This window comes from Erwinia aeris (genome assembly GCF_041224955.1).
Classification (GTDB): Bacteria; Pseudomonadota; Gammaproteobacteria; order Enterobacterales; family Enterobacteriaceae; genus Erwinia; species Erwinia aeris.
On record NZ_JBGFFX010000006.1, the window covers coordinates 209,756 to 234,549 of the forward strand.

Below are 24,794 nucleotides of genomic sequence, written 5' to 3' on the forward strand. Positions count from 1 at the left end.
TTTTATGTTAATACATTTTTATGTAAGTGTGAGTGCTATCACAATAAATCATTGATTATTGATTAGTAAAACTGGTGTTTATCTTTTATGGAGAGAATGTGCTCTTTTCAACTAATTGATAATTATGTTGTTTTTTGTTGGTCAGGATTTTATTTTTCTTCTGAACTGCTAAAGGTGTAGAAATGTTGAATTGTTACAGTTCATAATTTCTTATGGTTATATATTAACCTTTTTGAGATTTTCATCTCGATTATTGACGATTTTCCATAAGAAAAAGCGATGGCGTTCAGGTATGAAACCTGAGCGAGAGAAAGAAAAGGCCCATAGCTTGCAGCGAAAACTATTGCAGCGTCCACCCTGGATCGGCATACACCCAATCTTGCAAAAGCACGAATGATCCTGCGTAAGATTGCTGCAACCCTTAGCCGGTTGCACACTCCGCCTGTTACAGGAATGAGCCCAACCTGTGTCGTAATCTATTGGCTGACCAGTAAATTTTTTACTCAGAAGAGGTTGGGTTCAGGCGCACTTACGCAGGCGCAAAGCGCCGATCACCGATGCTGTATTCAGAAACGCTTTGCCTTGCCATAGCCCCCGGGATCGGCGGCTGCAGCCTGTTCATATTTTTCAATAGTTCGTCGGGTACTGGATAGGGATGAGGCAGACATGACGTCAAAAGGTTTCGCCGCCCGGGCGGGATCGTCAGTGAAGCGGGTACTGGGATCTTTCGCCAGCGAGCGTACGTCATAACGTCCGGGTTCCTTCGCCCGCGCACTTTCTACCATATGTTTGACAAATTTTTTCCCCACTGGCGGATAGGTAGTCGAGGTTAATATATCCTCGATCTCCGCCATTGGCATGGTACGTACATGGCGCAGCGCCCACTGGGCGTGCGGATCGGGGCGGGGATCGTTTCGCTGCTGGATAACGTCAAGCCTGCCCGGATCGAGCCTGCTGTTCTCCAGCGTGGTCACAATCGGCAGATGTTGCCAGGCATCAAGCACTACCGGATCTTCCTGACGTTTGTCTCCTAACAGCACCAGGACGTGGTCATTATTGTAGAGAGTATTAAACACGGGCTTATTGGCTCCTCTGGCCGCCACTTGCGTGTAGGCCAGATCGGCAAATTCCTGACAGTGTCCTCCTTGCACTCTCAGGGCGCTGTGTCCACTCGCATAAGCACGATCCAGGCCTGTCGCCGCGTCAGGAAACCGTTGTGTAAAGCGTTCACTGGCTTCATGACTAAAGCGGTCTGCAGCGCGCACGGCCATGATACCGCGCATCGCACTCTCTCCCTGATCGGCAACGAGCGGCAACCACTGATTACCACCACGCCCTAATTGCGTACGCACTTCCTGTTGGACTTGCGCCGCCAGATCCATGCTTTGCAGCGTCTGTGGTGAAACCACCCTGACCTGATGCTGAAAGGGGCCGGATGCCTGCATTTGTGTCGCGCTGAGGCTCTGATGAGCGGGCTGGCTCTGCTGGGTCTGGCGGCTGCTGCCAGAAGAAAATATACGCATCATAATCCGACTCCGACTTCATCAGGAAGGTGCTGGCTGATAATGCCCAGACGCTGTCCCAGCGTATGAGTATAAAAAGCCATATTTTCGTACAGGGCAATCAGGGCCTGAGGATCTGCCGTGTTCATCGGCAAACGCGACCATATCACTAGTTCGTCACTGTTTGCCGAAGCCGCCAGCACAATGGGAGGGAACTCTTCGTTCATCAAATTTGCCTGCAGGAGTTCCCAGAGAAGCTCAGTGGTAATGTCATTAGCCGTCCTGAAAGGAAGCAGGCAGCTAAAGGTGATGTGGTTACCGGGATAATGCAAAAGCCGCAGCGATAAATCTGACCACATCACTAACTCAAAGGCTTCTTCATCGCCCCGCATCTCAGGCGTTAGCTTGAGGTAATTGAACAAGGGAATAAGAGCACTACTAAAGGATGTTGACATAAAGCTTCCTTTTTATTTGTCTCAGGTAGCAAACCGGCACGGCAAGGGCAGGCCGATCCGACTTCACTGCAAAGTAAGGAAGAGTAAGTGAACAGAAAAACCGCCTGGTTCCTTAAGCTGTGGAACAATAGCGAGCAGATGTGATGAGGTTAAAAGAGTAGCGTTGATAAAGGGGCATGACACCAATCGGCTAACGAGAGAATGCTTAACCTTGGGCGGCAGCGCCATGCAGTCAGCACTTTACCGGCACCCTTTTGGCACGGCACCCTGCTGAGCCAGGGCGCAGAGTGTTTATCCGAAGCACTGCGTAATCAGGGCGAGACCAGGATCGATGAAAAAGCAACGCCGACAGATAAAGAGTAAAAGGCAGAACAAGGTCGATAAGCAAGAAGCCCGCTTAAGTTTCCTTAAGCGGGCTTCTCTAATATGGCTCCTCTGACTGGACTCGAACCAGTGACATACGGATTAACAGTCCGCCGTTCTACCGACTGAACTACAGAGGAATTGTTGAAACGGGGCGAATTATAACGAGGACGCAGCAGACTATCAAAGGGGAAATGTGATTTTTGGATGCGACTGATTCAAATATAGGCAAAAAAATAAGTTCACCGCTTGGGGCGCCAAAAATGAATAAAAAAACACAGCGCCTGGCTAAAGAACAAGCGTTATGACAAAATTCCCTGTGAAGGTTTATCTTTAAGCTCCGAAATAAGGTTAATAATTAACGTTATTAAGGCCATAGAAAACGGCCCTGCGGTATAGGCTTATCCTTTTTTTATAAGGATCACCAAATGGCTGCCGTTTCAACTGAAACAATTAGTGGCGCTATCATTTCAGGTATAGAAAAAGCGCATAAAGATTATCGTCAAATGTCCGGCGGATACTGGGTCTGGACGGCTGCGGAATATATGCTCACTACCTATATTGCCAAAGCGCTAAGCGACATGCCGGGCGCTAAATTCGTGACGCTTGAAAGCAATGGGCTTAGCTCAATGGATCACGCGGGCGCGATAGCGCCGGGGCCAAAGCCGGTTAAGGCGCGTTTGAGCGGCCGTTTCGATCTCCTGCTGTGGTGGGGGAAAGCCCAGCCGCGAGCGGTAATCGAAGTCAAAAACCAGCCGGGCGGCCCGTCGGGCTGGTATCACGATATTGAAAGGATAACCTCAGTGCTTTCTATTAACCGCGACGCCTCATCCATAAAATTTGGCGTATTTGCTTACTATTATTCGGCAGCGGATGGCGAATTGCTCAGCGGGGCGCAGAAAGTGCTTAATAAATTCGAACGCGTAGAAACCTATGTCAGCGAGAATATCTCCGATCGTTATCGGGTCGAACAGATTATTTCCGATATCCATGATGAAGGCAGCGAGGGCGCCTGGGGTGCCGCATGTTTAATTATCAGACCTTGCTGAAAAAACGCAGCGCGTAAAAAGACGGCGCAGCTAAGGTGCCAACCTCAGGGTTGTCTAAAATTGATAAATTACTATGTAGCAGAACGGGTTTTCGGTGAGCTGCTTTGGTTTTTTGCCGCCGAACTTAAATCAACGCGTTAGATACGCATTGCCGACGGTGTGATGTTTATCAATAAGGTGACCGCATGACGCAACCGACTGCTATCCTGCCGACATTATTGCCTCGCTGAAAAAAGGGAGAGGTCGCTGGCGGCCGTTTCCCGTAACGCTGGGCTGGCGTCCTCCACGCTGTCCAACGCTCTTAACCAGCGCTGGCCCACGGCGAAAAGCTGATAGCGGAAGTGCTGGGCCTGCGCCTGAAAAAACGGGCCTTCGCGCTATCACTGATAACCCTCCGGCGCAGCCTGAATACGGAAGATATGCCGCATTTTGTTTATCCGATTCGTAATAAATCTTTGCACCGAAAAAACAGTTTTCTATTATCGGCCCTCTTTGTCGCGCATTAAGCTCCTCTCTGCATGGCATGCTTTAGGATCTGAAAGAAACGCCTGATGTATCAGGATGCTTGCCGTTTTACCGGCAATGCCGCTTTGAAGACTACCGGCTCTGTCCTTCGATGGGTTAAGGCTTTCTTACGCTAAGGAAATCACAATGAATCTGATGAATAATTGTGCATCGCCTGCCCTGGATGTTATATTAAAATATAATATCCGGAGGTGCTCTATGTATACCACTCGCCTGAAAAAGGTCGGCGGATCCGTCATGTTGGCGGTTCCTCCTGCCGTGTTGAAAACGCTGGCGCTGTCGACGGACAGCGAAGTAGGTATGACCATTGATAATGGCTGCCTGATTATTGAACCCCAAAAACGGCCCCGTTATTCGCTTGAGGAGCTGCTGGCGCAGTGCGATCCGCACGCCGAAATGAGCGAAGAGGATCGTGAATGGATTGATGCGCCTGCGATGGGCAAGGAGATCCTGTAAATGGACAGAGGGGAAATCTGGCTTGTTTCACTGGATCCGATTGCCGGCCACGAGCAAAGTGGACAACGTCCGGTACTGATCGTATCGAAGGCATCGTTTAACAAGCTGACCCGGCTACCCGTTATTGTTCCCGTTACCCACGGCGGAAACGTTGCCCGAACAGCCGGTTTTACCGTTTCACTGGACGAGGCGGGAACAAAAACGACGGGCGTGATCCGCTGCGACCAGCCCAGAACCATTGATATGGCGGCCCGAAATGGTAAGCGGCTGGAACGTATACCTGACGTCGTTGTGAATGAAGTGCTGGCCCGCCTGGAGGCCATGTTGAGCTAATGTTTTTTAGGCCACCTGAACGAGGGCGCTGTCACATACAGCGCCCTCGTTTTTGCGAGGCTTGCGAATATGCATCCAGAGCAAGGGAAGATCCTTTCGGTTAAAGCGATATTTGAAATACCAGAGGTTTTAACCGCCTGAATCGACAAGCAAATACAGGAGATGAGAATCGGTTAGCGTAAAGGGATTTTCAGAAGGCTTAAAGCTGTGGATTTTAGTGACGTTCAGAAACACTGGGCGGTCACTCCATAGTAAAACTGAAATGACCCCAAATCTTGCCCAATGCAGAGGGGGAATGAAAATGCATTGGGTAGGTTTTCACGCTAGCTTGTTGAATCTAAATAACATAAAGATTCTTGAAGATGCATGACAACATAAATATGGCTCCTCTGACTGGACTCGAACCAGTGACATACGGATTAACAGTCCGCCGTTCTACCGACTGAACTACAGAGGAATCGGTTTCGATGGGGCGCATAGTAACGGCCGCGTCCGGGCGTGTCAAAGGTCGAATGCCATTTTGCCGCGCGTTCGGCCGCAAAATCAGCAACCCGCTCTGTTTCTCGCCCGTTCGGGCAAAATTCAATCTCTTGCGCCAGATCGCACTTTACGGCGAATGCCTTGCTGATGTTAGAGGTGTGTCAAAATTTTGTTGTTTGTCGTTTTTAAAACGTGCGTTTCGGTGCTTTTATGTAAAAAGTTTCAAAAATGTTAATTATGGAATAATTGCACTGATCAGCCAGTCGGCCGCTATATGTCGAAGCGATAAAGGCTGAAAAACTAAATTAAGCTTTTGATAAATATTGTTAATAACCAGGAGCAATCTGACTAAGACATTGCTTTTTCACCACTTAAAAATGTTATCCAGGCACCGGTGAAGTTGTGTGAATGTAAAAAATATCTTTCATTCGAGGTCCAGCCAGCCGCACAAGCTAATCACATAAGGGCTCTATCATGAAAAAATTCGTTGCAGGGTTACTGTTAGTCTGTTCGCTGCCTGCTGTCGCGCTGGCAAAAGATCTCCAGATGGGTGTCTCAATGGCGCTGTTTGACGACAACTTCCTCACCATCGTTCGCAATTCTATGCAAAAAGAACTTCAAAAAGAAAACGTTAAAGGGCAGGTAGAAGATGCCAAAAACGATGTTTCCCAGCAGCTACAGCAGGTGCAGAACTTTATCGGGCAGGGCGTGGACGCCATTATCGTCAATCCGGTCGACACCAACGCGGTTAAACCGATTATGGATCAGGCCAGCAAGGCGGGCATCCCGCTGATTTTTATTAACCGCCGTCCCGCAGCCGAACTGACGGGCAAAATGGCCTATGTTGGCTCCAACTCGCAGCTGGCGGGGCGTTTGCAGATGGAAGCGCTGGCTAAACAAATGAATTACAAAGGCAACGTCGCCATCCTGTTAGGCGATCTGGCCAATGAATCGACGCGTGAACGTACCAAAGGCGTGAAAGAGATTGTTGCGAAATATCCTGGTTTAAAAATCGTTCAGGAGCAGACCGCGAAGTTTATGCGTAACGATGCGGTAGATGTGGTCAGTAACTGGCTCACCGCTGGCGACGATATTCAGGCGATCGCTGCCAATAATGACGAAATGGCGATTGGCGCGCTTCAGGCGCTGGGAAAAAACAGCGACCACGTGCTGGTGGCGGGGGTTGACGGCACGCCGGACGCGCTGCAAATGATCAAAAACGGCAAAATGGTCGCTACCGTTTTTCAGGACGCAAAAGGCCAGGGCGAGGGAGCGGTACAGGCGGCGGTGAAGCTGGCAAAAGGTGAAAACGTGGAATCGAACGTCGATATCCCTTTCCAGCTGATCACCAAAGAAAACATGGCGAAGTTTACCAGCCTGAACCAGAAATAGCCGGGGTGCATCATGACCGCATATGCGCTTGAAGCCGAAGGCATCAGCAAGTTTTTTCCTGGCGTAAAGGCACTGAACAACGTCTCTTTACGGGTCAGGCCCGGCAGCGTACACGCGCTGATGGGCGAAAACGGCGCGGGAAAATCCACGCTGATGAAATGCCTGATAGGAATTTATCGCCCGGATGAAGGCTTAATCCGCGTCAGGGGCGAGGCGGTAGCGTTTCAGGACACGCTGGGCGCGCTGCGCGCAGGCATTTCGATGATCCACCAGGAGCTTAACCTGGTGCCTCATATGACGGTGGCGGAAAACATCTGGCTGGGCCGCGAGCCGATGAAATATGGCTTTGTCGATCACGGCAGCCTTCATCGCCAGACCCGCGAGTTGTTAAGCAAGCTGAACATTCTCCTTGCGCCGGACGATCTGGTGGGCGATTTGAGCATCGCCTCACAGCAAATGGTAGAGATCGCTAAAGCCGTATCCTGGAATGCGGATGTGGTGATTATGGATGAGCCAACCTCCGCGCTGACTGAAACCGAGGTTTCGCATCTTTTCGCTATCATTCGCGATCTCAGAGAGCAGGGTAAAGCCATCATCTATATCAGCCACAAAATGGATGAAATCTTTACGATTACCGATGAGGTCAGCGTATTTCGCGACGGTGCCTGGGTCGGTAGCAGCGCGACGGCGGACTATACGCGGCAGTCGCTGATTACCCAGATGGTCGGGCGCGAGCTGACCCAGCTTTTTCCCAAGTTCAACACGGCCATTGGCGAAGAGGTGCTGACGGTACGTCATTTACAGCGTAAAGGCGTGTTTGATGACATCAGCTTCGGCGTGCGCCGTGGTGAAATTCTGGGCGTGGCGGGGCTGGTCGGCGCGGGCCGCAGCGAGGTGATGGAAAGCCTGTTTGGCATGACCAGCCCCGACGGCGGCGAAATTCTGATAGACGGCGTGCCGGTAAAAATAGATTCGCCTGCCACGGCGATAGAAAAGGGGCTGGCTTTTCTTACTGAAGATCGGAAAAAGTCCGGGCTGTTTCTGGTGCTGTCGGTGATGGAAAACATGAGCATCGTCAATATGCCGGAATACAGCAGCCGCGCGGGCTTTGTCAGTCATATCCAGATGGCGAAGGACTGCATGGAGCAGATCCGTCGGCTGAACATCAAAACGCCCACTATGGATCAAATCATCAATAACCTCAGCGGCGGCAACCAGCAAAAGGTGCTGATCGCCCGCTGGCTGCTGGCACAGCCCAAAGTCCTGATCCTGGACGAGCCGACGCGCGGCATCGACGTGGGCGCGAAAGCGGAAATTTACCGGCTAATCAGCGAGCTGGCGAATCGCGGCGTCGCCATCATCATGGTTTCTTCTGAACTGCCGGAAATACTCGGCATGAGCGATCGGGTGATGGTCATGCACGGCGGCCGCATCACCGGCATCCTCAATAAAGAAGAGGCCGATCAGGAATCCATTTTGTCACTGGCGTCTGAATAAGGGCTGAAACCATGAGCGACGTAAAAATGAGTGGCCAACAGCCGTCTTCGGCAACGTTTTTAAGCAGTTTTAAGGGAAAGATGCCGAAGGATACCGGCATTTTTATCGTGATGGTCGCCATCGCGCTGATTTTTGAAGCGGCAGGCTGGTACGTGCGCGATCAATCGTTTTTGCTTAATCCAAACCGGCTGGTGCTGATTATTTTGCAGGTTGCCATTATCGGCATTATTGCGGTCGGCGTGACCCAGGTGATTATTACCACGGGGATTGATCTCTCATCCGGCTCGGTGATTGCTTTAACCGCCGTGGTGGCGGCCAGCCTGGCGCAAACCTCCGACAGCCTTTCCCCGATGTTCCCGTCGCTGGTCAACATGCCTGCGGCGGTGCCGATCGTAGCCGGGGTCGGCGTGGGGTTGCTTTGCGGGGTGGTGAACGGCGTGCTGATCACTAAAACCGGTATTCCGCCCTTTATCGCCACGCTGGGCATGATGGTTTCCGCGCGCGGGCTGGCGCAATACTACACGCAGGGCAACCCGATCAGCTTCCTTTCCGACAGTTTTACCGCCATCGGCCAGAGCGCAATGCCGGTAGTCATCTTCCTGGTCGTCGCGGTCATTTTCCATATCGCGCTGAAACACACCCGTTATGGCAAGTACGTTTACGCCATTGGCGGCAATATGACCTCGGCGAAAGTTTCCGGGATTAACGTCAATAAATACCTGGTGATTGTTTATACCATCGCGGGCGGGCTTTCCGGCCTGGCTGGCGTAGTCCTGGCGGCGCGCGTCAGCAGCGGCCAGTCCAGCATGGGCATGTCCTATGAGCTGGATGCGATTGCCGCCGCCGTCATCGGCGGCAGCAGCCTGATGGGTGGCGTAGGGAGGATTACAGGTACGCTGATCGGCGCGGTGATTTTAGGGCTGATTAAGAGCGGCTTTACCTTTGTTGGCGTGGACGCCTACGTTCAGGACATTATCAAAGGCATTATTATCGTCAGCGCCGTTTCAGTGGATATGTACCGCAATCGTAAAAAGCGCTAGCGGGCAGGAGCCAGGCCGGCCCCTGTATTCCTCTCAGCCGCCGCTTTTTTATGCCATGTAAGCGTTACCATGCACAGCCTGACAGCATATTTTGCACCTCATCGGTGCAGGCAAGCGGTTGGTGAAAGCATTAAAAAAAAGCGCTACTCCTTTAGAGGTAATCAGATTCTCTTATTTTACCGGCGCTTAGCCTGAAACAAATGGGCTGAAAGCGCAGCCGGAAGTTTCTGGCACGTCACTTGCAATTCTTAACCCGCACCAGAGTGAAAACTTATTTTTTAGCGCCAGTAACAATGGCGTCCCGTGACGGAGGCAAAATGAACTTAAGACGACTGAAATATTTTGTAAAAATCGTCGATATTGGCAGCCTGACCCAGGCCGCAGAGGTGCTGCATATTGCGCAGCCTGCGCTCAGTCAGCAGGTTGCCACGCTGGAGAACGAGCTGGACCAGCAGCTGCTTATCCGTACCAAGCGCGGCGTGACGCCTACGGAAGCCGGGAAGATTTTATACGCCCATGCCCGTACCATTTTACGGCAGTGCGAACAGGCGCAGACGGCGGTGATCAACGCCGGGCAGACGCTGACCGGTCAGGTTTCAATCGGTCTGGCGCCGGGAACCGCCGCCTCTTCGCTGACCATGCCTTTATTGCAAACCGTGCGCGAACAGTTTCCGGAAGTGCTGGTTTACCTGCATGAAAACAGCGGCGCATCGCTAAACGAAAAAGTGATGGATGGGCAGCTTGATATGGCCGTACTTTACGACCGCGCGCCGTCCGCCGGCATCACCAGCCTGCCGTTGATGAAAGAAGAACTTTATCTGGTTGGCGCAACCGACTGCCCTGGACAAAACATCGATTTAGCCGACGTGGCCAAAATGAACCTGTTTCTGCCGCGCGACTACAGCGCCGTGCGCAAACGCGTTGACGAAGCGTTTTCGCTGCGCCGCCTGAGCGCCCGCATTATCGGCGAAATTGAATCGATCGCCACGCTGACCGCCGCCGTCTCCAGCGGCATGGGTGTCACCGTACTGCCGGAATCCGCAGCGCGCGCGCTGGTCAGCTCCACCGATGCCTGGATGGCGCGCATCAACAGCCCAACGCTGAACCTGCCGCTGTCGCTGAACGTTTCGGCGCGCTCGCCGCTTTCTCCTTCTGCGCAGGCGGTAAAAAATATCCTGCTGTCGCTGCTCAACAAACCGACGATTGAAGAGCGTGAACTGATGCTGGTGAGCTAATGCCTTTCTGCGGGCGCGCGTCGGCGCGCCTCACTTCTATATCGCTAAAAAGCATATAAAACCTCTTTTTATTATTTGTTGCTATCAATGTGCCTTATTAACATGGCTGAAACCAACAGATAACAGAGGGAGAGGCGCACGTGAATTTTCAGCAACTTAAAATCATCCGGGAAGCGGCACGCTGCGAGTTTAACCTGACCGAAGTGGCTAATGCGCTCTTTACCTCCCAGTCAGGGGTCAGCCGCCATATACGCGATCTGGAAGATGAGCTGGGCGTGGAGATCTTTATCCGTCGCGGCAAGCGGCTGCTCGGCATGACCGAGCCAGGCAAGGCGTTGTTGGCTATTGCCGAACGCATCCTGGATGAAGCCGGAAAGGTGCGCCGTCTGGCCGATGTCTTTACCAACGAATCCAGCGGCGTGCTGACCATCGCCACCACGCATACCCAGGCGCGCTATAGTCTGCCGAAGGTGATCAAAGCGTTTCGCGCGCTCTATCCCGGTGTTCGCCTGGAGTTAAATCAGGGCACGCCGCAGGAGATTGTCGCCATGCTGATGGCGGGCGAAGCCGATATCGGTATTGCCAGCGAACAGGTCGTCAATAATCCGTCGCTGGCGGCTTTTCCCTGGTTCAGCTGGCATCATGCGCTGCTGGTGCCAAAGGGGCATCCGCTGGAGCAGGAGCAGCCGGTTTCGCTGGCGGCGCTCAGCCGCTATCCCTTAATTACCTATCGCCAGGGCATTACCGGCCGTTCCCGCGTTGACCGCGCCTTTCATGCCGCCGGGCTGACGCCGGATATCGTGCTCAGCGCGCAGGATTCCGACGTGGTAAAAACCTATGTCGAACTTGGGCTGGGCGTGGGCGTGCTGGCGGATCAGGCCTGCCAGCTGGATGCGCAGGCCGCGCTGACCCGGCTGGGAGCCAAACACCTGTTTGAATCCAATACCGTCTGGCTGGGCCTGAAGCGTGGGCAGCTACAGCGCAACTACGTCTGGCAGTTTCTGGAACTGTGCAACGCCAACCTGTCGCTGGAAGAGATCAAGCGCAAGGCGCTTTCCACGCATGACGCGGTAGAACCGGTGCTGGATTTTCAGATTTAAAATTTCAGAGGCGTCCCGAAGAACAGCAAAGAAAGCCGTTCGCCCGGCAATATTGCCTTGTTTTTGCCCCTGGGCCTGGGTAGCTTGCGTACGGTGTCGTGCAGCAAAAAAATTTTATGGTGGGGTTTTATTCATTGGATGCGATCCATAGTGGTAATAGCCTTTAGCGCGCCTGGCCAGGCGCGCTATCGCCGTACAGCATGTTATTGAAAGCAAAGCGGCGGGGCGATCGCATAGTTAACACTGCCAGCAAGTAAATCAACGGCGAACGACTATGCTGTAAAGCAGGTTTATCCACTCAGGGGGTTGTATGGTTGTTGCTAAAAGAACGCTGCCTTTTGCTCTCCTCGCTATTTTATTGACCGGCTGTGCCAGCAAAACCGCCGAGCAGTCGCAGTATTCCGGCTTTTTAGGAAACTATGCAGAGATAAAACCGGTAAACACAGCAAGCGGGCATGAAACGCTGCGCTGGATTGCGCCCGATTATCAGTCAGATCGTTATACCAGCCTCTATTTTGCGCCTGTTACTTATTATCCTCGCGCGTTACCCAACAGTCGGGTCTCTGCCGCCACGCTGGAGCAAATCCGTAGCTATACCGAATCCAGTCTTAAAAGCGCGCTGGCCGGGCGTAAGAAGATTGTCGACACCCCTCAGCCTGGCGGTCTGATAGTGAAAACGGCCATTACTGCCGTAACGGCTGAAAACAAAGATCTCCAGTTTTATGAGGTGGTGCCGGTCGCCGCCGTGGTAGCAGGCACGATGGCCGCCACCGGGCATCGCAGCCAGAACGCCGAGCTATTTATCGAGGCGGAAGCGATTGATGTTGCTACCGGCAAGCCGGTTATTAAAGTTATCCGTAAAGGTTACGGCAAAAGCGTGGCGAACGGCGCTGCGCCAATCACCCCGGCGGACGTGAAGGGCGCTATTGACGATATGGTGAAGGATGTGGCGACGTTCTCAACGCCATAGCCAGGCTTGCGGCGGTAAAGCGCCAACGGCCTGACCGCTGTCGGAAAGTATGTTTGAAAATTTATAAAAATGACCGGAGAAAATTATCGGGCCTTGATGCGGCCCGATAATCGCCCCCAAATAAGCTTTCCCTTATTCAGCGCATAAAATGTAGTTGTGCAATATCTGACATTATCCGGCCACATCATAATTTTTCTGGACTCGCTTAAGCCCTGTTATCTCCGCCCGCAGCATAAACCTGCGCCGCGCACGGCTGCGCGTCCACAGTATAAACCTCTGTTGCAAATGGCCGCGCGTCCACAATATAAATCTCTGTTGCACATGGCCGCGCGTCCACAGTATAAATCTCTGTTGCACATGGCCGCGCGTCCACAGTATAAATTCCTGTTGCACATAGCCGCGTCCACAATATAAACCTCTGTTGCAAATGGCTGAGCGCCCGTAGCATCAAATATATGGCTGAGCGCCCGTAGCATCAAATATATGGCTGAGCGTCCTAACCCGTGCCGTACAAAGGCTGCGCTATGCGCGGTAGTTTTATCCCATGTTGAAAACCAGGCGCAAAAACCTCAGGCTGGAACGGGGCCTGATGCCTTTCCTGCGAGAACCGGGTGCCGGGCGGCTGGCCGATAATTTAGCGACCGATTCTGCGCCGGTGGTTGATCCCACGCCGTCCCGCTATGCCAGGCTGACAGACGGCAGCGGCCAGCAACAGCCAGGCATGATTTAAGGAGAAAAGGATGAACATAGTAACGATGAACGAGCAGCATCTTGATGCCGCTTATGCCCTGACGCAGCGGTTACATTGGCCGCACCGCCGTGAAGACTGGCAGCAGGCGCTGGCGCTGGGTGAAGGCCTGGCGGCGATGGAAAACGGCGAGCTGATTGGCACCGTGCTTTACTGGCGCTGGGGCGACTACGCCACCCTTGGTCTGGTGAACGTCGCCGGCAGCGCGCAGGGCAAAGGTATCGGTAAACAGCTTATGCAGACGGCGCTGGCCGCGCTGGAAGGGCATCAGCTGCGCCTGCACGCCACGGAAATGGGCAAAGGGCTGTATGAAAAGCTGGGGTTTGTGGTCACGGGAACGATCGCTCAGCATCAATGTCGCGCGCTGGCACCGGGCGAACGCGTTCTACCGCAGGCGTCGCAAAGCCTGCGCCCCGCTCGCCGCGAAGAGCTGACGGCGCTGAGCAAGCTGGAAACCAGGGCGCACGGGCAGCATCGTCCGGCACTGATCGCCGAGCTTTTTGCCAGCGCAGACCGCTTTCTGGTACTGGAAGAGCAGGATCAAACGGCGGGATTCGCCTGCCTGCGCCGCTTCGGGCACGGCTTCGCTATCGGCCCCATTATCTGTGCCAGTCTACAGCAGGCGAAAGTACTGGTCAGCGAACTGCTTGCCGGTCTGGAAGGCGCCTTCGTCCGTATCGATACCGACAGCGCCTGCGGGCTGGGCGAATGGCTCGTCGCCCTGGGTATGGTTCAGGTTGACGAGCCCATCACCATGTATAAAGGCACCCCCTGGCAGCCGCAGGACGTGCGGGCGTTCGCGCTGGTGAGCCAGGCAATGGCATAAATATCCTCCAGCAATCAGAGCCGGAGCGCGGCCTTATCCGGGCGGCATTGGTGGCGGAGCCGGCGGCGTAAGCGGTGTTTCGCCAGTAGCCGGATATCGGCGAGGCGTTACATATCCCTGTTCTGGTACAGCTGCAAAAGGACGGTCGCATCAGTAATGTAAACCTTGCCGACGCTGTCGGGCTTTCACCCAGTCCCTGTCTACAGCGGGTAAAACGTCTGGAAACGGCAGGGTTTATTACCGGTTACGAGGCGCACGTTAATTTACCTAAAATTACTGATTCCGTTACCGTCTTCACCGAGGTTACGCTGGCCGGACACCGGCGCGAAGACTTTATGCGTTTTGAAAACACGCTCCGGGAGGTGGACGAACTGATGGAGTGTCATTTGATTACCGGCGGATACGATTATCTGCTGCGTTTTATTACCCGCAGCATCGAACATTACCAGGAAGTCATTGAAAGCGTTCTGGACGCTAAAATCGGGATAGATAAATACTTTAGCTACATTGTTATTAAATCGCCGATCCTGAAAAGCAGCGTGCCGCTGCGTTCGCTTATCTTTCGTCAAACGATGGAGTTCTGATGGCTGTCGGACATAATGACGGCAAAAATGTTATGAAGGGCGTTATCCTTTCTTATTTTCCCTGGTTGGCGATACGCCAGGGATAGTTCGCTTTTCACCGTCGCGGATGATACCAGTCATTAATTCTGGCGCCATGCTTTACCCGCCAGATCAGGAAAAAGTTTTTTCCCGATGCGTTTCCCGTTGTCCCTCAGCCTGTAAGAATGTTAAAAAAGAGACATCCTGTCTCTGTTATCACGCATTTACCTGTGCGGCGTCAACGGTGTCTAACGCATATTTCAAAGAGAACTCACGTTCTTTCAGATAGTAGATATAGGTTTTAAGCTCCGGGAATGATTTTTCGACTCTGTAACTTAACTCACTGAAATTGCTTATTTTGCTTTGATAAAATGACACCATTGATTCACTGATTAGCCCAACGGCTTCGCCATTGGCAATCAGCGAAATATAATCATAAATATCATCCACGATAATAACCTGCGCCGTAGGACACATAGTCAGGATTTTGGCATGCGCGTTTTTCACATAGTGTTCGTAAAAGCCATTGGTAGGAATGATGACGGGCGTGTTTTTTATATCGCTAAGCTGCGAATCGGGGAACTTTTTAGAATAGAGATAGCAGGCGGGCTCGCTGAAAAAATTCATCGACAGGATCCCGTTATCGTTGATTTCCCGATGGGAAATAACGCCGTGGATCTCGCCGGAAAGCAGCGATTCCACCGAAGTTTTGGTATCGCAGGAACAATAAGAGACGCTTTCGGTCTTCTTGCGGGTTTTTACCAGCAGGTTGAATAAAAAGGGATTGAGGTTTTCTACACCAATCATCAGGCCACGGCGAATATTAACGTTGGTTCTTTTTCGTGAAAAATAGTCTTCCAGTTCCGTCATCTTATCGTAATGCGGCATTATTTTATCGTAGAGTTCCAGCCCTTTTTTGGTCAGGGTGAAATCATGGTCCGTGCGTGAAAATAATTTAAATCCCAGCTCGTCTTCTAATATTTTTATCCGGCGAGAAATAGGGGAAGAGGTAACGAATAATATCTCAGAAGCCTTCTTTAATGACTTCTCTTTCGCCAGCACAATAAAGCATTTCAGATTAGATGACAGAAACATAAAACCTCCAGATCGTTTAACAACTGTTAACTTAGCGTAAATTTATGAAAAATATAGCATACTTACGAAAGCTCTGGATGGGGGGTATTTACAAAATAAGACTGTTTTTATTTTTCTAATCATAGAGATGCTAATTTCTACGCGTGAGCATCATTTTTTAAAATTGTATGAATGACCTTCAATTATTATCCTGTCAATTCTAAAAACTAAAGCAAGAAATATGGTTTAAACCGCGTTTTTTGGTGGAAACCTAAACCAACATTAAATGCAAGCCTGCAACCCATCAGAAAATGCAACCATCGTATAATATATATTTAATAAAGAGGCTTTAAATGAGTGTCATTGGTGACAACAACCAGGATAATTTAACATCACAACAGGTTAAGTTAAATGAAATGGTCAGGAACTTAAACGTACTTGATAAAGATGGCAAAGCTATTGACTTCGACAGAATTGTATATCTTGCGCATTCAGCTAATGAAGAAAATAACTTTTCTATGCTGAACTCTATTGAGGAATTACGGGCGCACGAGCCTGCCGCCCACGGCGAACTGGCTATTGTGCTTTCTTATAGTGCAGGAACCGGCTACGGCGGCGGTATTTTTATCAGTGACTTTAACGACAAGACGGCGCCAGAAGATGGCGGCATGACTGTCGTTACTCCCCGAAATATGCGCTGGAAACGTTATATTACCGATAACGCGGGCGTAACCGTGGTCGATTTCGGCGCTATCCCGGATGGCAAAACGGACTGTCTGGAAGCCGTTACCCGTATGTGGCACTGGTCACGCATCATGGATCGTCAAAACAATGTACGTACCCATGAAAACGTCGGCATCCGCTTTCCGGCAGGTAACTTCTTTATCTCTAAATTTGATTTCTCCGGCCAGGAGGTAAACCGTTTCCGTCTCTCTGGCGCCCACGTCAACTTCGGCTACTTCCCTAACACCCGTCTTTTCTCTGACCAGAAAGACGGCGAATACATGTTTACCGTCAACGCCCGTTGGACCTATATCAGCGGCATTATCGTTAACGGGCAGGACAACACTAAAACCAAAGGTTTCTTTAAAAATATCATCCCCGGCGGTCAGTATCTGCGCGTGACCGGGGTGCATTTCCAGGATTTGGGCGGCCGCGCGCTGGATCTGCTCGATACGCTGGATTGTAAGATCGATCAGTGGTACGCCACCCGCTGCGCCGGCAGCGTTATCTATGGCCGCTGGTCCGATCGCGCCGCTGGCTCCTGGGATCACCTTACCGCTATCGAGCTCAGCAACTTTAATATCCAGTACGGCGTGAAGTCTGAAATGATCGATCTGCCGCGCGCGACGCAGTGCGTGCTGCATAACGGCTGGATTGAGCATACCGAATTCCCCGGCGACCTTTCCAACGGCCAGTGGAAGGTCAATGCGCTGAATCTGGAAGGCAATAAAAATCCGCTCAAGTGCCATCATACGCGCCTTATTTCTACCATGCTGAATGTGCATAACGGCGAGGGGCTGGATCTCTCTGACAGCGGCGAGCGCTGGCTGCCTGTATATGAAGAAGGGCAGATATTCCTTGAAAACCACGGCGCGCGTATTGAAGGTTCGCTGAACTACGAGTACATCACTTCCCAGGAACGTATGGATAACCGTCAGGATCGGGAAACCTGGTTTAAAGTGGGCGAGATTGAGATGCCGGAATGGACCACGCAGATGCAGATGCGCATTATCGGTTCCTCTCAGTTTAATGCGATGCCGGAAACGCAAATCGACTTCACGTCACGCACGCCGGAAGGCGAAGCGATAATCTCTATTCAGAACGTGAACGGCAGCTTTAACGCCTCCTGGGCAGTGGAAGGATCGTGCCCGGTGACGCGGGTCAGGGTGAGATCGCTGGGCAGCAGCAGAGGGGAAATATTTGTTAAGCTGGCTAAATATACCGGCTTCTGTATCGCTCTGATCACCACTAACTGCCACGATCGTTTCTCGCGCGGCGTTCATTTCCGCTTTATCAAGTCTTATACGCAAGTTTCTGCTGCGGAAGCGGCCGTGCTGGATGCCGAGCCGGTAACGGCATTTTTGCAGCACTGGGAAGGAACGGATCGGGTCGGCTATGGTTACAACAATAATAACGACCTGATTATGCGTGGCCGCGTGGTCAGCACCGCGTCGGTTGGTACGGCCAGAGAATGCCTGCGGGTAAGGGTAAACGGTCTTGATTACGCGATTGAACTAAAACCCATAAACAGCTAATGCCCATTAGTGAAAAACCGGCCTTGATATGGCCGGTTTTTTTTCATGTTACCCTTGCATAAAATAACGCAATATTTATTTTTATTTTATTTGCCCACCTGAATCTCTGGCCGCATCTACTGCTCCTTTCCCTGATTAATTACCAAAATGAAATGACGATGTAATGGAATGCCTTTGCTGGTGTTTGCGCAAGGTTATAAAATTAAATAACAGCTAAACATATACATTCTTATACTGTAATTTAAAAAGTAAATAGAATAATCAAAGGTGTTTATTCAGGGTTTAAATAAAATTAAATAACGAGGCGCTTCTATAGATAATTCATATAAAACAAAGGCTTTTCAATTATTAATAGCTAAATGCAATTATTGAGTTTGTCTGTTTTTCCTGGTTGAATAAAATAGAACGCATGCAGCAAGCGCATTATTTTGCTTGCTGGCTGCATAACAAAAAGAACATTTTACATAATGGAATATGCATCATGGCAGATGCATATGGAGGAATTATGCCAGCTTCTAAAAATTTATCGGCAGGTCAGATTGCCGGAAAACGCTCCGCGCAAAATAAAATCGTTATGGGCTTCTGGCACAACTGGCCAGCCGTAGGCGCTCAGGGTTATAAACAGGGCCGCTTCACGGAAATGACCCTGTCCGAAATTCCTGTGCAATATAACATTATCGCCGTCGCTTTTATGAAAGTGCTGGATGACAGCGACCGCATCCCTGATTTCAAACCGTATAAAGGAACGGATGCTGAATTCCGCAGCGAAATCGCGAAAGTGCAGGCTCAGGGCCGTAAAGTTCTGATTTCCATGGGCGGTGCCGATGCGCATATCGAAATGCACGCCGGGGACGAAGTGGCGCTGGCCGAGCGTATTATCGCGCTGAGCGATAAATATGGCTTTGACGGCCTGGATATTGATCTGGAGCAGTCTGCGATTACCGCTGCCGATAACCAGACGGTGATCCCTGCTGCGCTGCGCGTGGTGAAAGATCACTACCGCAAGTTCGGTAAGAACTTCATCATCAGCATGGCGCCAGAATTCCCTTACCTGACCAATGGCGGCCATTACAGCCCTTATATCATCGGCCTGGAAGGCTACTACGATTACGTTGCGCCACAGTTCTATAACCAGGGCGGCGACGGCGTCTGGGTTGATGAAATTAACCAATGGGTGTCGCAAAGCAACGACGCGATTAAAGAAGATTTTCTCTATTACCTGACTGAAAGCCTGGTCACCGGTACCCGTAATTTCCTGAAGATCCCAAGCGAAAAATTCATTATCGGCCTGCCAACCAATAACGATGCGGCAGCGACCGGTTATGTCATTAATCCACAGGATGTGAAAAATGCCCTGGCTCGCCTTGAGGCCGCTGGTCTGCCTGTTGCGGGTCTGATGACCTGGTCCGTTAACTGGGATGCCGGTTTTACCAGCGATAACGTGCCTTACAACTGGGAATTTATCCGTCGCTACGGCTACCTGGCCGGTGATGGTGTGGTGCCTGGGCCGACGCCAACTCCGGACCCAACCCCGGAACCAACGCCTGAGCCAACTCCGGAACCAACCCCAGAGCCAACGCCTGAACCCACGCCTGAACCGCAGTTTGAACAGTGGCGCGCGGGCGTGCGTTATATCGATGGTGCCCGCGTGAGCTGGCTGTCACGTAACTATATCTGCGTTATGCAGCATGACTCTAACCTTTTCTGGACGCCTGAACTGGCTACATCGCTCTGGCAGCCAATTTCCACCAACAAAACCACTACGGAATTTAAAACAATGTCAAATAACATCGCTCCGGCGCTGCGCCACGGTCATATCGCCACGCCAGCTTCACGTGCTTTCTTTGCATGGCAGGAAGGCAAACTGAACGCCGGTCAGCTGAACCAGCGCGAAGCGGGTAAATTCTTCCCGGCTGCGCAGAGCGGTCTGCGTGACGCTGTAGCGCCGGACGACAGCCCGAATGCTGTGCCACCACGCGACGGCGAAATCGCCAGCGCCAACCAGGGCGACGGTCGCTTCCTGGATGAGCCAGGCACCCACTGGAAAAAACACACGGTAACCCCAGGCGAAATCATGAAATTCGTCTGGACCTATACCGCAGCTCACACCACTCGTCGCTATAACTACTTTATTACCCGCGAAGACTGGAATCCAAACCAGCCGCTGAGCCGCGCGCAGTTTGAATCCACGCCGTTCTTTAAAGCGGAATTTACCGAGCAGCCTTACTGGAGCCACGGCGCCACGCTGCGTCCGACCGGCCCAACCACGCATGAAATCCAGCTGCCACAGCGTCGCGGCTACCATGTGCTGCTGGCGGTATGGGAAGTTGCCGATACCGGTAACGCGTTCTACCAGGTTATCGATCTGGATTTCGTGGGCAACGGCAACGGCGGCGAAACTGCGCCTGCGGTGCCAGCCAGCCTGCACGCGACCGATATCACCACCAGCAGCATCGCGCTGGCGTGGAACGCTTCTTCAACCGCAGGCGTTTCTTACCGTCTGTATCGTGACAACAATATGATCTTCAACGGTACCCAGCTGAGCTTTGTGGATAACGGCCTGGAAGCAAACACCGCTTACCGCTACACCATCAGCGCGGTCAGCGCTACAGGCAGAGAATCCGTTCGCAGCGAAGCTGTTATCGTGACCACTAAAAATCCTGCCGCCTCCACCACGCCACCAACTGCGCCAGCACAGCTGCACAGCATGGGCGTGACCGCAGACAGCGTTGCGCTGATGTGGGGTTCTTCTCAAGGCAGCAACGCCATTGCCGGCTACATCGTTTACCGCGAAGGTGATGAAATCGCTCGCGTGGCGGCTTCTCAGCTCAGCTATACCGACAGCGGCCTGCGTGCAGAAACCACTTACCGTTACTTCGTTGCCGCTGTGGATTCTCAGGATCTGCTTTCCGTTCCGAGCAACGTACTGAGCATCACCACTCTGGCTAACTGCAACGACGACAACGGCAACGACGACAACGGCGATAACGGCCAGTATCCGGCATGGGTGCTGGGTGGATCTTACACCGCTGGCGATATCGTTACCCATCAAGGTAAAAACTGGGTTTGTATCCAGACGCATGTTGCCCACGCCGTTGACTGGGCGCCGGGTCTGGCAGAAACCCTGTGGCGTCAGGCACGTTAATTTATCCTTGCGGGCCAAAGGGACGCGGCCCGTTCGCCTGACATAAATTAAATCAAATCACGTTGTTAAGTCGTTAACGGCTACTACAGCGTGATTTTTAATACGCCTTCGCCGTTTAACAGCCGCGCGTATTAAAAATCACGTCGGTTTGTCCGTCATTAATCAGCCAGCCGAGCGCTGCATATGGGCAACAGCGTTAATCAGCAAACAGAGAACGGAAAGCAGAATGAACATTAGCGAAAAAGGTATCCGCTTTATTAAAGAGGAAGAGGGCGAGAAGCTGAGCGGCTATCTGGATTCGGTGGGGATAGCGACGATTGGCGTAGGGCATACCGGCCACGTCGATGGCGTTGCCGTCAGCAAAGAGATGATGATCAGCGCGGAAAAATCCACCGAGCTGCTGCGCAAAGATTTAGCGGTCGTCGAGCAGGCTATTGCAAAGCATGTCGCCGTGCCGCTTAGCCAGAATCAATATGACGCGCTTTGCAGCCTGATTTTTAATATTGGCGTAACGGCTTTCGTTAATTCCACGGTCAGAAAAAAACTGAATGAAAAACACTATCAGGAAGCCGCAGAGGCTTTTCTGCTGTGGAAAAGAGCGGGCAAACTGGTCAATCTCCTGCTGCCGCGCAGAAAGCGCGAAAGAATGCTGTTTTTGACGCCGGATGCGCAGCGCTGAAGGCTGACGGGACGGCCCAGTCTGATTTTCATCAGAACGCCACGCATTTTTAACGTCGCTGTCATTTTTTTCTGCCATGCTTAAAACTTAACGGCTATTCCGTTGCCGTCCGTTCTGCGGGCCGACCAACCAGCCTATTATCTCACAGGAAAATTTATGACTTTGATTGCCAGCTTCAGCTACTCTTTTGCCGATTCGCAGCGCGCCTTCCGTCTTATTCTGAAAGCGATAAGCGAACCCGGCGTAAAAGTGACGCTGCCGCAAATCCCGGTATGGGGCAACGCTTCGCCTGCGGCAACGGCTATTTTAATGACGCTGGTGGATCGGGAAACGCCGTTCTGGCTGGACAGCTCGCTCGGCGACGAGGCGATGCTGGAAAATCTACAGCGTTTTGGCGCCAGAACCACGGCCAAAGCGGAAGCGTCGGTGGCGCTGCTTCATGCCGCTTCCGACATGGCTATTGCGGAATTTTCGCCAGGCGACGCGCCCGCCACCGTGATTATTGAGGTGCCTGCGCTAAGCGGCGGCCTGACGCTGCGCTTAAGCGGCCCGGCCCTGCGTGAGTCTCGCGCCGTTGCGCCAAAGCTGCCGAAAGCGGTTCTGCATTACCTGCGTGAGCGGGTACACTCTTTCCCTCAGCCGATCGACCTGATTTTTACCTGCGGCGATCAGATGATGGCGCTGCCGCACACCACCAACGTTGTGGTCTGTTAACCGGCAATCTCCCACCACATTTTATTCAGCGAGTAGTAGCGATCGTCAGGATTAGGCTGACGCTCCCACGGCTTATCGATAATGTAATGAATATTCTTCACTTCAGGCAGGTGCCACATGGCGCTGTGCTGGAAGGGAAGGGTTTTTAGCGCATTATAGATATAGGGCAGCGGCCGCCAGCGTTGATGATAGTAGTCGTTAAGAAAATCCTGCTCGGCAAACAGATAGCGCGACAAATCCTTCACCTCCGCCAGCTTTTGCAGCATATCGTCATAGACGGCGCGATCCGGCGTCAGCACCAGAAAACCCCCGTTCAGATAATTATCCACTTCGTCAGGCTGCTCCGTATGATCCACGCCCCGGCAGTAGCTATAGAAGCAGTTTTCCGGCGTCCAGTTTTTCGGGTAGCTCGGGATCTTGTTAGGATTGCAGCGGCAGGCGTGGCACGCGGCGATACTCTCTTTTGCCAGCGTCAGGGCAAAGAGTTCATCCATGTTCTGCACCACCAGCATGTCCGCATCTAAGAAAACGATACGCTTAAATTCCGTCAGCTGCCAGGCGGCCAGCTTGGTCCACACTTCGGAGAAGCGCGCGTTGGCGTAGTGCTGCGCCAGGCTGCTGTCGGGGCTGATCGGCTGCACTTCCCGCACCAGGCAGCCTTCCTGCTCCAGGATCTGCCGGCTTTGGGCGTCGATATTTTCCGTGACCATTACCACCAGCGAATAGCGGCTGCCGCTTTTTTTCAGCGAGCGATTCAACGCGCTGACGCCCACCAGATAGCCCGGCTGCGTCAGCAGGGTTGCCCATGCCTTCATTGGCATTCTCCTTAATTAATCAAACAGTGCTGCGGTAAACGCATTATCAAATTTATGCTGCGGATCCAGCGTCTCGCGAACCTGCCGAAACGCCTGCCACTGCGGGTAAATTTCCGGCCAGTGGTAAAGCGACTCGTCAAAGTATTTGCCCCAGTGCGGCCTGCCGCCTTCCGCCGCCAGCACCCGCTCGATGGCCTGCAAAAAGCTGACGCCCTCTTCAGAAAGCGAGCCGTCTTCGGCGTAATAAACCACAAAGCCAAAGAAACAGGTATCGACGCCGTAAGCCGGGCTGAGCCAGCTGGCGGAAGGGCCGGTACAGCGCAAGATAATCGGGTAGTGCATATGCGGCTGCGTTTCGCTGTGCCAGTCTTTAATCTTACGGATGACCTCGCCCACGCGCGACATGGGAATACCGATTTCAACGTTGATCTGCGGCGTAGCGATACCGCGACAGAACACCTGGTAAACGTCGCCGGTTACGTCGGAGAAATCTTTAAAACGCGTGACGGTGCGGAACGGCTTGCCGTTTTCATCCACGATTTTGGTATCGCTGCGCATATGTTCCAGCGTCTGGTCGATGGTTTCGTTCATCGCATCGCTGGTTTGTTCCTGCTTCACCAGATCGTTATTATTGGCGCGATACTGCGCAATCTCTTCGCTATCGGCTTCGCGAGCCGTCCAGACGTGCACCTGATTTTCGTTAGGGAACCACCATGCTTTGCTCAGCGCATAGTTATGGTTCCAGTCATAGATATCCTGCTCCAGGGTATCGCCGCTGACCGCATTTTTATAACAGGTGTAGATCAGCGAAGATCGCGTGCGCAACGTTACCTGGGTCACAATGCCCAGCGCGCCCACGCCCAGCTGCACGGCGTGAAAGAAAGGATGATCGCGATCGAAATCCGCCACCGTGCCGTCGGCCAGCACCATGCGGATGCTCAGCGCCTCGTCGGCGATAGAGCTTTGCTGCAGACCCTGACCGTGCGTACCGGTCGCCAGCGCGCCCGCCAGCGTTTGCGCGGCGATAACGCCAGGGGAGGCGGGCAGCATTTTACCTTCGGCGCTCAGTATTTCATAAATCTCATGCATAGGCGTGCTGCCCGCAAAGGTCGCGCTGTGCTCATCCATCGCGATTAATCCTCGCAGATGACGCAGATCCAGCAGCGTATCGCCTGCGGCGGCCAGTTTCAGCACGCGGCCAGGCGACATTTTATTGCCCATTACGCGGATTTTACCGCGGCTGGCAGCAATCAGGCGGCACAGCTCTTCTTCCGTTTTGGGGGCGCTGACGGCGTGGCTGTCGGCCAGCGTCGCATTCTGCGCCCAGTTCATTATTTTGCCTTCTTCGGCATCCGGCTTACGGCGTGGGTAACCGGAATTTTCGCTTGCCATTGGCAACTCCTGGCGTGAGGCCTTTCAAAAGATAAAATGCGGGACGAACTAAAGGGGTTAACCTCAGTAAGCGTAGCTGAATCACCCTGGAACAACAGCGGTTCAGGGTAAAAAAGTTGTACAACATATTTGTAAGTTGTACAA

The 24,794-nt window shown here is 52.4% G+C and carries 21 protein-coding genes, 2 tRNA genes and 1 pseudogene; 17 read left to right on the forward strand and 7 right to left on the reverse strand.

Going from position 1 to position 24,794, the window contains the following annotated elements; genetic code table 11:
• Positions 1 to 566 precede the first annotated feature (566 nt).
• From AB6T85_RS12090 to AB6T85_RS12100, 3 genes are all read right to left on the reverse strand, one after another.
• On the reverse strand, positions 567 to 1,526 hold the full coding sequence (locus AB6T85_RS12090) for a hypothetical protein (protein WP_253460330.1): 960 nt from the start codon (positions 1,524 to 1,526) through the stop codon (positions 567 to 569).
• Positions 1,523 to 1,957 carry a CesT family type III secretion system chaperone gene (locus tag AB6T85_RS12095; RefSeq protein WP_301730408.1) on the reverse strand — a complete coding sequence of 145 codons (435 nt, stop codon included), beginning with the start codon at positions 1,955 to 1,957 and terminating at the stop codon, positions 1,523 to 1,525. Before AB6T85_RS12095 ends, AB6T85_RS12090 begins: the two co-directional genes overlap by 4 nt.
• 427 nt (positions 1,958 to 2,384) lie before the next feature.
• Positions 2,385 to 2,460, reverse strand: a tRNA-Asn gene (locus tag AB6T85_RS12100).
• 288 nt (positions 2,461 to 2,748) lie between these two features.
• Here AB6T85_RS12100 and AB6T85_RS12105 point away from each other — a divergent pair.
• The 4 genes and pseudogenes from AB6T85_RS12105 to AB6T85_RS12120 all read left to right on the forward strand — a co-directional run bounded on the left by AB6T85_RS12105 (position 2,749) and on the right by AB6T85_RS12120 (position 4,683).
• Positions 2,749 to 3,369 carry a hypothetical protein gene (locus AB6T85_RS12105; protein ID WP_253460336.1) on the forward strand — a complete coding sequence of 207 codons (621 nt, stop codon included), beginning with the start codon at positions 2,749 to 2,751 and terminating at the stop codon, positions 3,367 to 3,369.
• A gap of 214 nt (positions 3,370 to 3,583) precedes the next feature.
• Positions 3,584 to 3,756, forward strand: a pseudogene (locus AB6T85_RS12110) (helix-turn-helix domain-containing protein).
• 336 nt (positions 3,757 to 4,092) lie between these two features.
• Complete coding sequence (locus AB6T85_RS12115; RefSeq protein WP_253460339.1) at positions 4,093 to 4,350, forward strand: AbrB/MazE/SpoVT family DNA-binding domain-containing protein; 258 nt, start codon at positions 4,093 to 4,095, stop codon at positions 4,348 to 4,350.
• Positions 4,351 to 4,683 carry a type II toxin-antitoxin system PemK/MazF family toxin gene (locus AB6T85_RS12120; RefSeq protein ID WP_301251018.1) on the forward strand — a complete coding sequence of 111 codons (333 nt, stop codon included), beginning with the start codon at positions 4,351 to 4,353 and terminating at the stop codon, positions 4,681 to 4,683. It abuts the gene before it with no gap.
• A gap of 381 nt (positions 4,684 to 5,064) precedes the next feature.
• Here the strand turns inward: AB6T85_RS12120 and AB6T85_RS12125 are convergent.
• Positions 5,065 to 5,140 (reverse strand) — tRNA-Asn (locus AB6T85_RS12125).
• 497 nt (positions 5,141 to 5,637) lie between these two features.
• Here AB6T85_RS12125 and AB6T85_RS12130 point away from each other — a divergent pair.
• The 9 genes from AB6T85_RS12130 (at position 5,638) to AB6T85_RS12170 (ending at position 14,555) form a co-directional block, all read left to right on the forward strand.
• Positions 5,638 to 6,555, forward strand: coding sequence for a sugar ABC transporter substrate-binding protein (locus tag AB6T85_RS12130; protein ID WP_253460345.1), 918 nt, complete (start codon positions 5,638 to 5,640; stop codon positions 6,553 to 6,555).
• Positions 6,556 to 6,567: 12 nt separating this feature from the next.
• The gene (locus tag AB6T85_RS12135) at positions 6,568 to 8,052 is read left to right on the forward strand and encodes a sugar ABC transporter ATP-binding protein (protein WP_253460348.1); all 1,485 of its coding nucleotides are present in this window, start codon (positions 6,568 to 6,570) and stop codon (positions 8,050 to 8,052) included.
• 26 nt (positions 8,053 to 8,078) lie between these two features.
• On the forward strand, positions 8,079 to 9,092 hold the full coding sequence (locus tag AB6T85_RS12140) for an ABC transporter permease (RefSeq protein ID WP_369895726.1): 1,014 nt from the start codon (positions 8,079 to 8,081) through the stop codon (positions 9,090 to 9,092).
• Positions 9,093 to 9,409: 317 nt separating this feature from the next.
• Entirely contained in the window at positions 9,410 to 10,327 is a 918-nt protein-coding gene (gene nac, locus AB6T85_RS12145; RefSeq protein ID WP_253460354.1) for a nitrogen assimilation transcriptional regulator NAC, read from the forward strand.
• A 140-nt stretch (positions 10,328 to 10,467) separates the two neighbouring features.
• Positions 10,468 to 11,427 carry an HTH-type transcriptional regulator Cbl gene (gene cbl / locus AB6T85_RS12150; protein ID WP_369895682.1) on the forward strand — a complete coding sequence of 320 codons (960 nt, stop codon included), beginning with the start codon at positions 10,468 to 10,470 and terminating at the stop codon, positions 11,425 to 11,427.
• Positions 11,428 to 11,737: 310 nt separating this feature from the next.
• The gene (locus AB6T85_RS12155) at positions 11,738 to 12,397 is read left to right on the forward strand and encodes a DUF3313 domain-containing protein (protein WP_369895684.1); all 660 of its coding nucleotides are present in this window, start codon (positions 11,738 to 11,740) and stop codon (positions 12,395 to 12,397) included.
• Between the two features lie 544 nt (positions 12,398 to 12,941).
• Positions 12,942 to 13,127, forward strand: coding sequence for a hypothetical protein (locus AB6T85_RS12160; protein ID WP_369895729.1), 186 nt, complete (start codon positions 12,942 to 12,944; stop codon positions 13,125 to 13,127).
• Between the two features lie 10 nt (positions 13,128 to 13,137).
• Positions 13,138 to 13,971, forward strand: a complete 834-nt coding sequence (locus AB6T85_RS12165; protein WP_301730401.1) for a GNAT family N-acetyltransferase — start codon at positions 13,138 to 13,140, stop codon at positions 13,969 to 13,971.
• Between the two features lie 95 nt (positions 13,972 to 14,066).
• On the forward strand, positions 14,067 to 14,555 hold the full coding sequence (locus AB6T85_RS12170; protein ID WP_369895727.1) for an Lrp/AsnC family transcriptional regulator: 489 nt from the start codon (positions 14,067 to 14,069) through the stop codon (positions 14,553 to 14,555).
• A 234-nt stretch (positions 14,556 to 14,789) separates the two neighbouring features.
• Here the strand turns inward: AB6T85_RS12170 and AB6T85_RS12175 are convergent, their stop codons facing one another.
• Positions 14,790 to 15,668, reverse strand: a complete 879-nt coding sequence (locus AB6T85_RS12175; RefSeq protein WP_253460371.1) for a LysR family transcriptional regulator — start codon at positions 15,666 to 15,668, stop codon at positions 14,790 to 14,792.
• Between the two features lie 497 nt (positions 15,669 to 16,165).
• Here AB6T85_RS12175 and AB6T85_RS12180 point away from each other — a divergent pair, with 497 nt between their 5' ends.
• From AB6T85_RS12180 to phnH, 4 genes are all read left to right on the forward strand, one after another.
• Positions 16,166 to 17,905: a putative phage tail protein gene (locus AB6T85_RS12180; RefSeq protein WP_369895685.1), complete on the forward strand. Its 1,740-nt coding sequence runs from the start codon at positions 16,166 to 16,168 to the stop codon at positions 17,903 to 17,905.
• Positions 17,906 to 18,410: 505 nt separating this feature from the next.
• On the forward strand, positions 18,411 to 21,050 hold the full coding sequence (locus AB6T85_RS12185) for a lytic polysaccharide monooxygenase (protein ID WP_369895687.1): 2,640 nt from the start codon (positions 18,411 to 18,413) through the stop codon (positions 21,048 to 21,050).
• Positions 21,051 to 21,276: 226 nt separating this feature from the next.
• Entirely contained in the window at positions 21,277 to 21,729 is a 453-nt protein-coding gene (locus AB6T85_RS12190) for a lysozyme (RefSeq protein ID WP_253460380.1), read from the forward strand.
• 156 nt (positions 21,730 to 21,885) lie between these two features.
• Positions 21,886 to 22,443 carry a phosphonate C-P lyase system protein PhnH gene (gene phnH / locus AB6T85_RS12195; protein ID WP_369895689.1) on the forward strand — a complete coding sequence of 186 codons (558 nt, stop codon included), beginning with the start codon at positions 21,886 to 21,888 and terminating at the stop codon, positions 22,441 to 22,443.
• Here the strand turns inward: phnH and AB6T85_RS12200 are convergent.
• Complete coding sequence (locus AB6T85_RS12200) at positions 22,440 to 23,258, reverse strand: glycosyltransferase family 8 protein (RefSeq protein ID WP_369895690.1); 819 nt, start codon at positions 23,256 to 23,258, stop codon at positions 22,440 to 22,442. The two genes, phnH and AB6T85_RS12200, sit on opposite strands and share 4 nt — an antisense overlap.
• Before the next feature lie 15 nt (positions 23,259 to 23,273).
• Positions 23,274 to 24,650, reverse strand: coding sequence for a D-arabinono-1,4-lactone oxidase (locus tag AB6T85_RS12205; protein ID WP_301730398.1), 1,377 nt, complete (start codon positions 24,648 to 24,650; stop codon positions 23,274 to 23,276).
• Between the last annotated feature and the right edge of the window lie 144 nt (positions 24,651 to 24,794).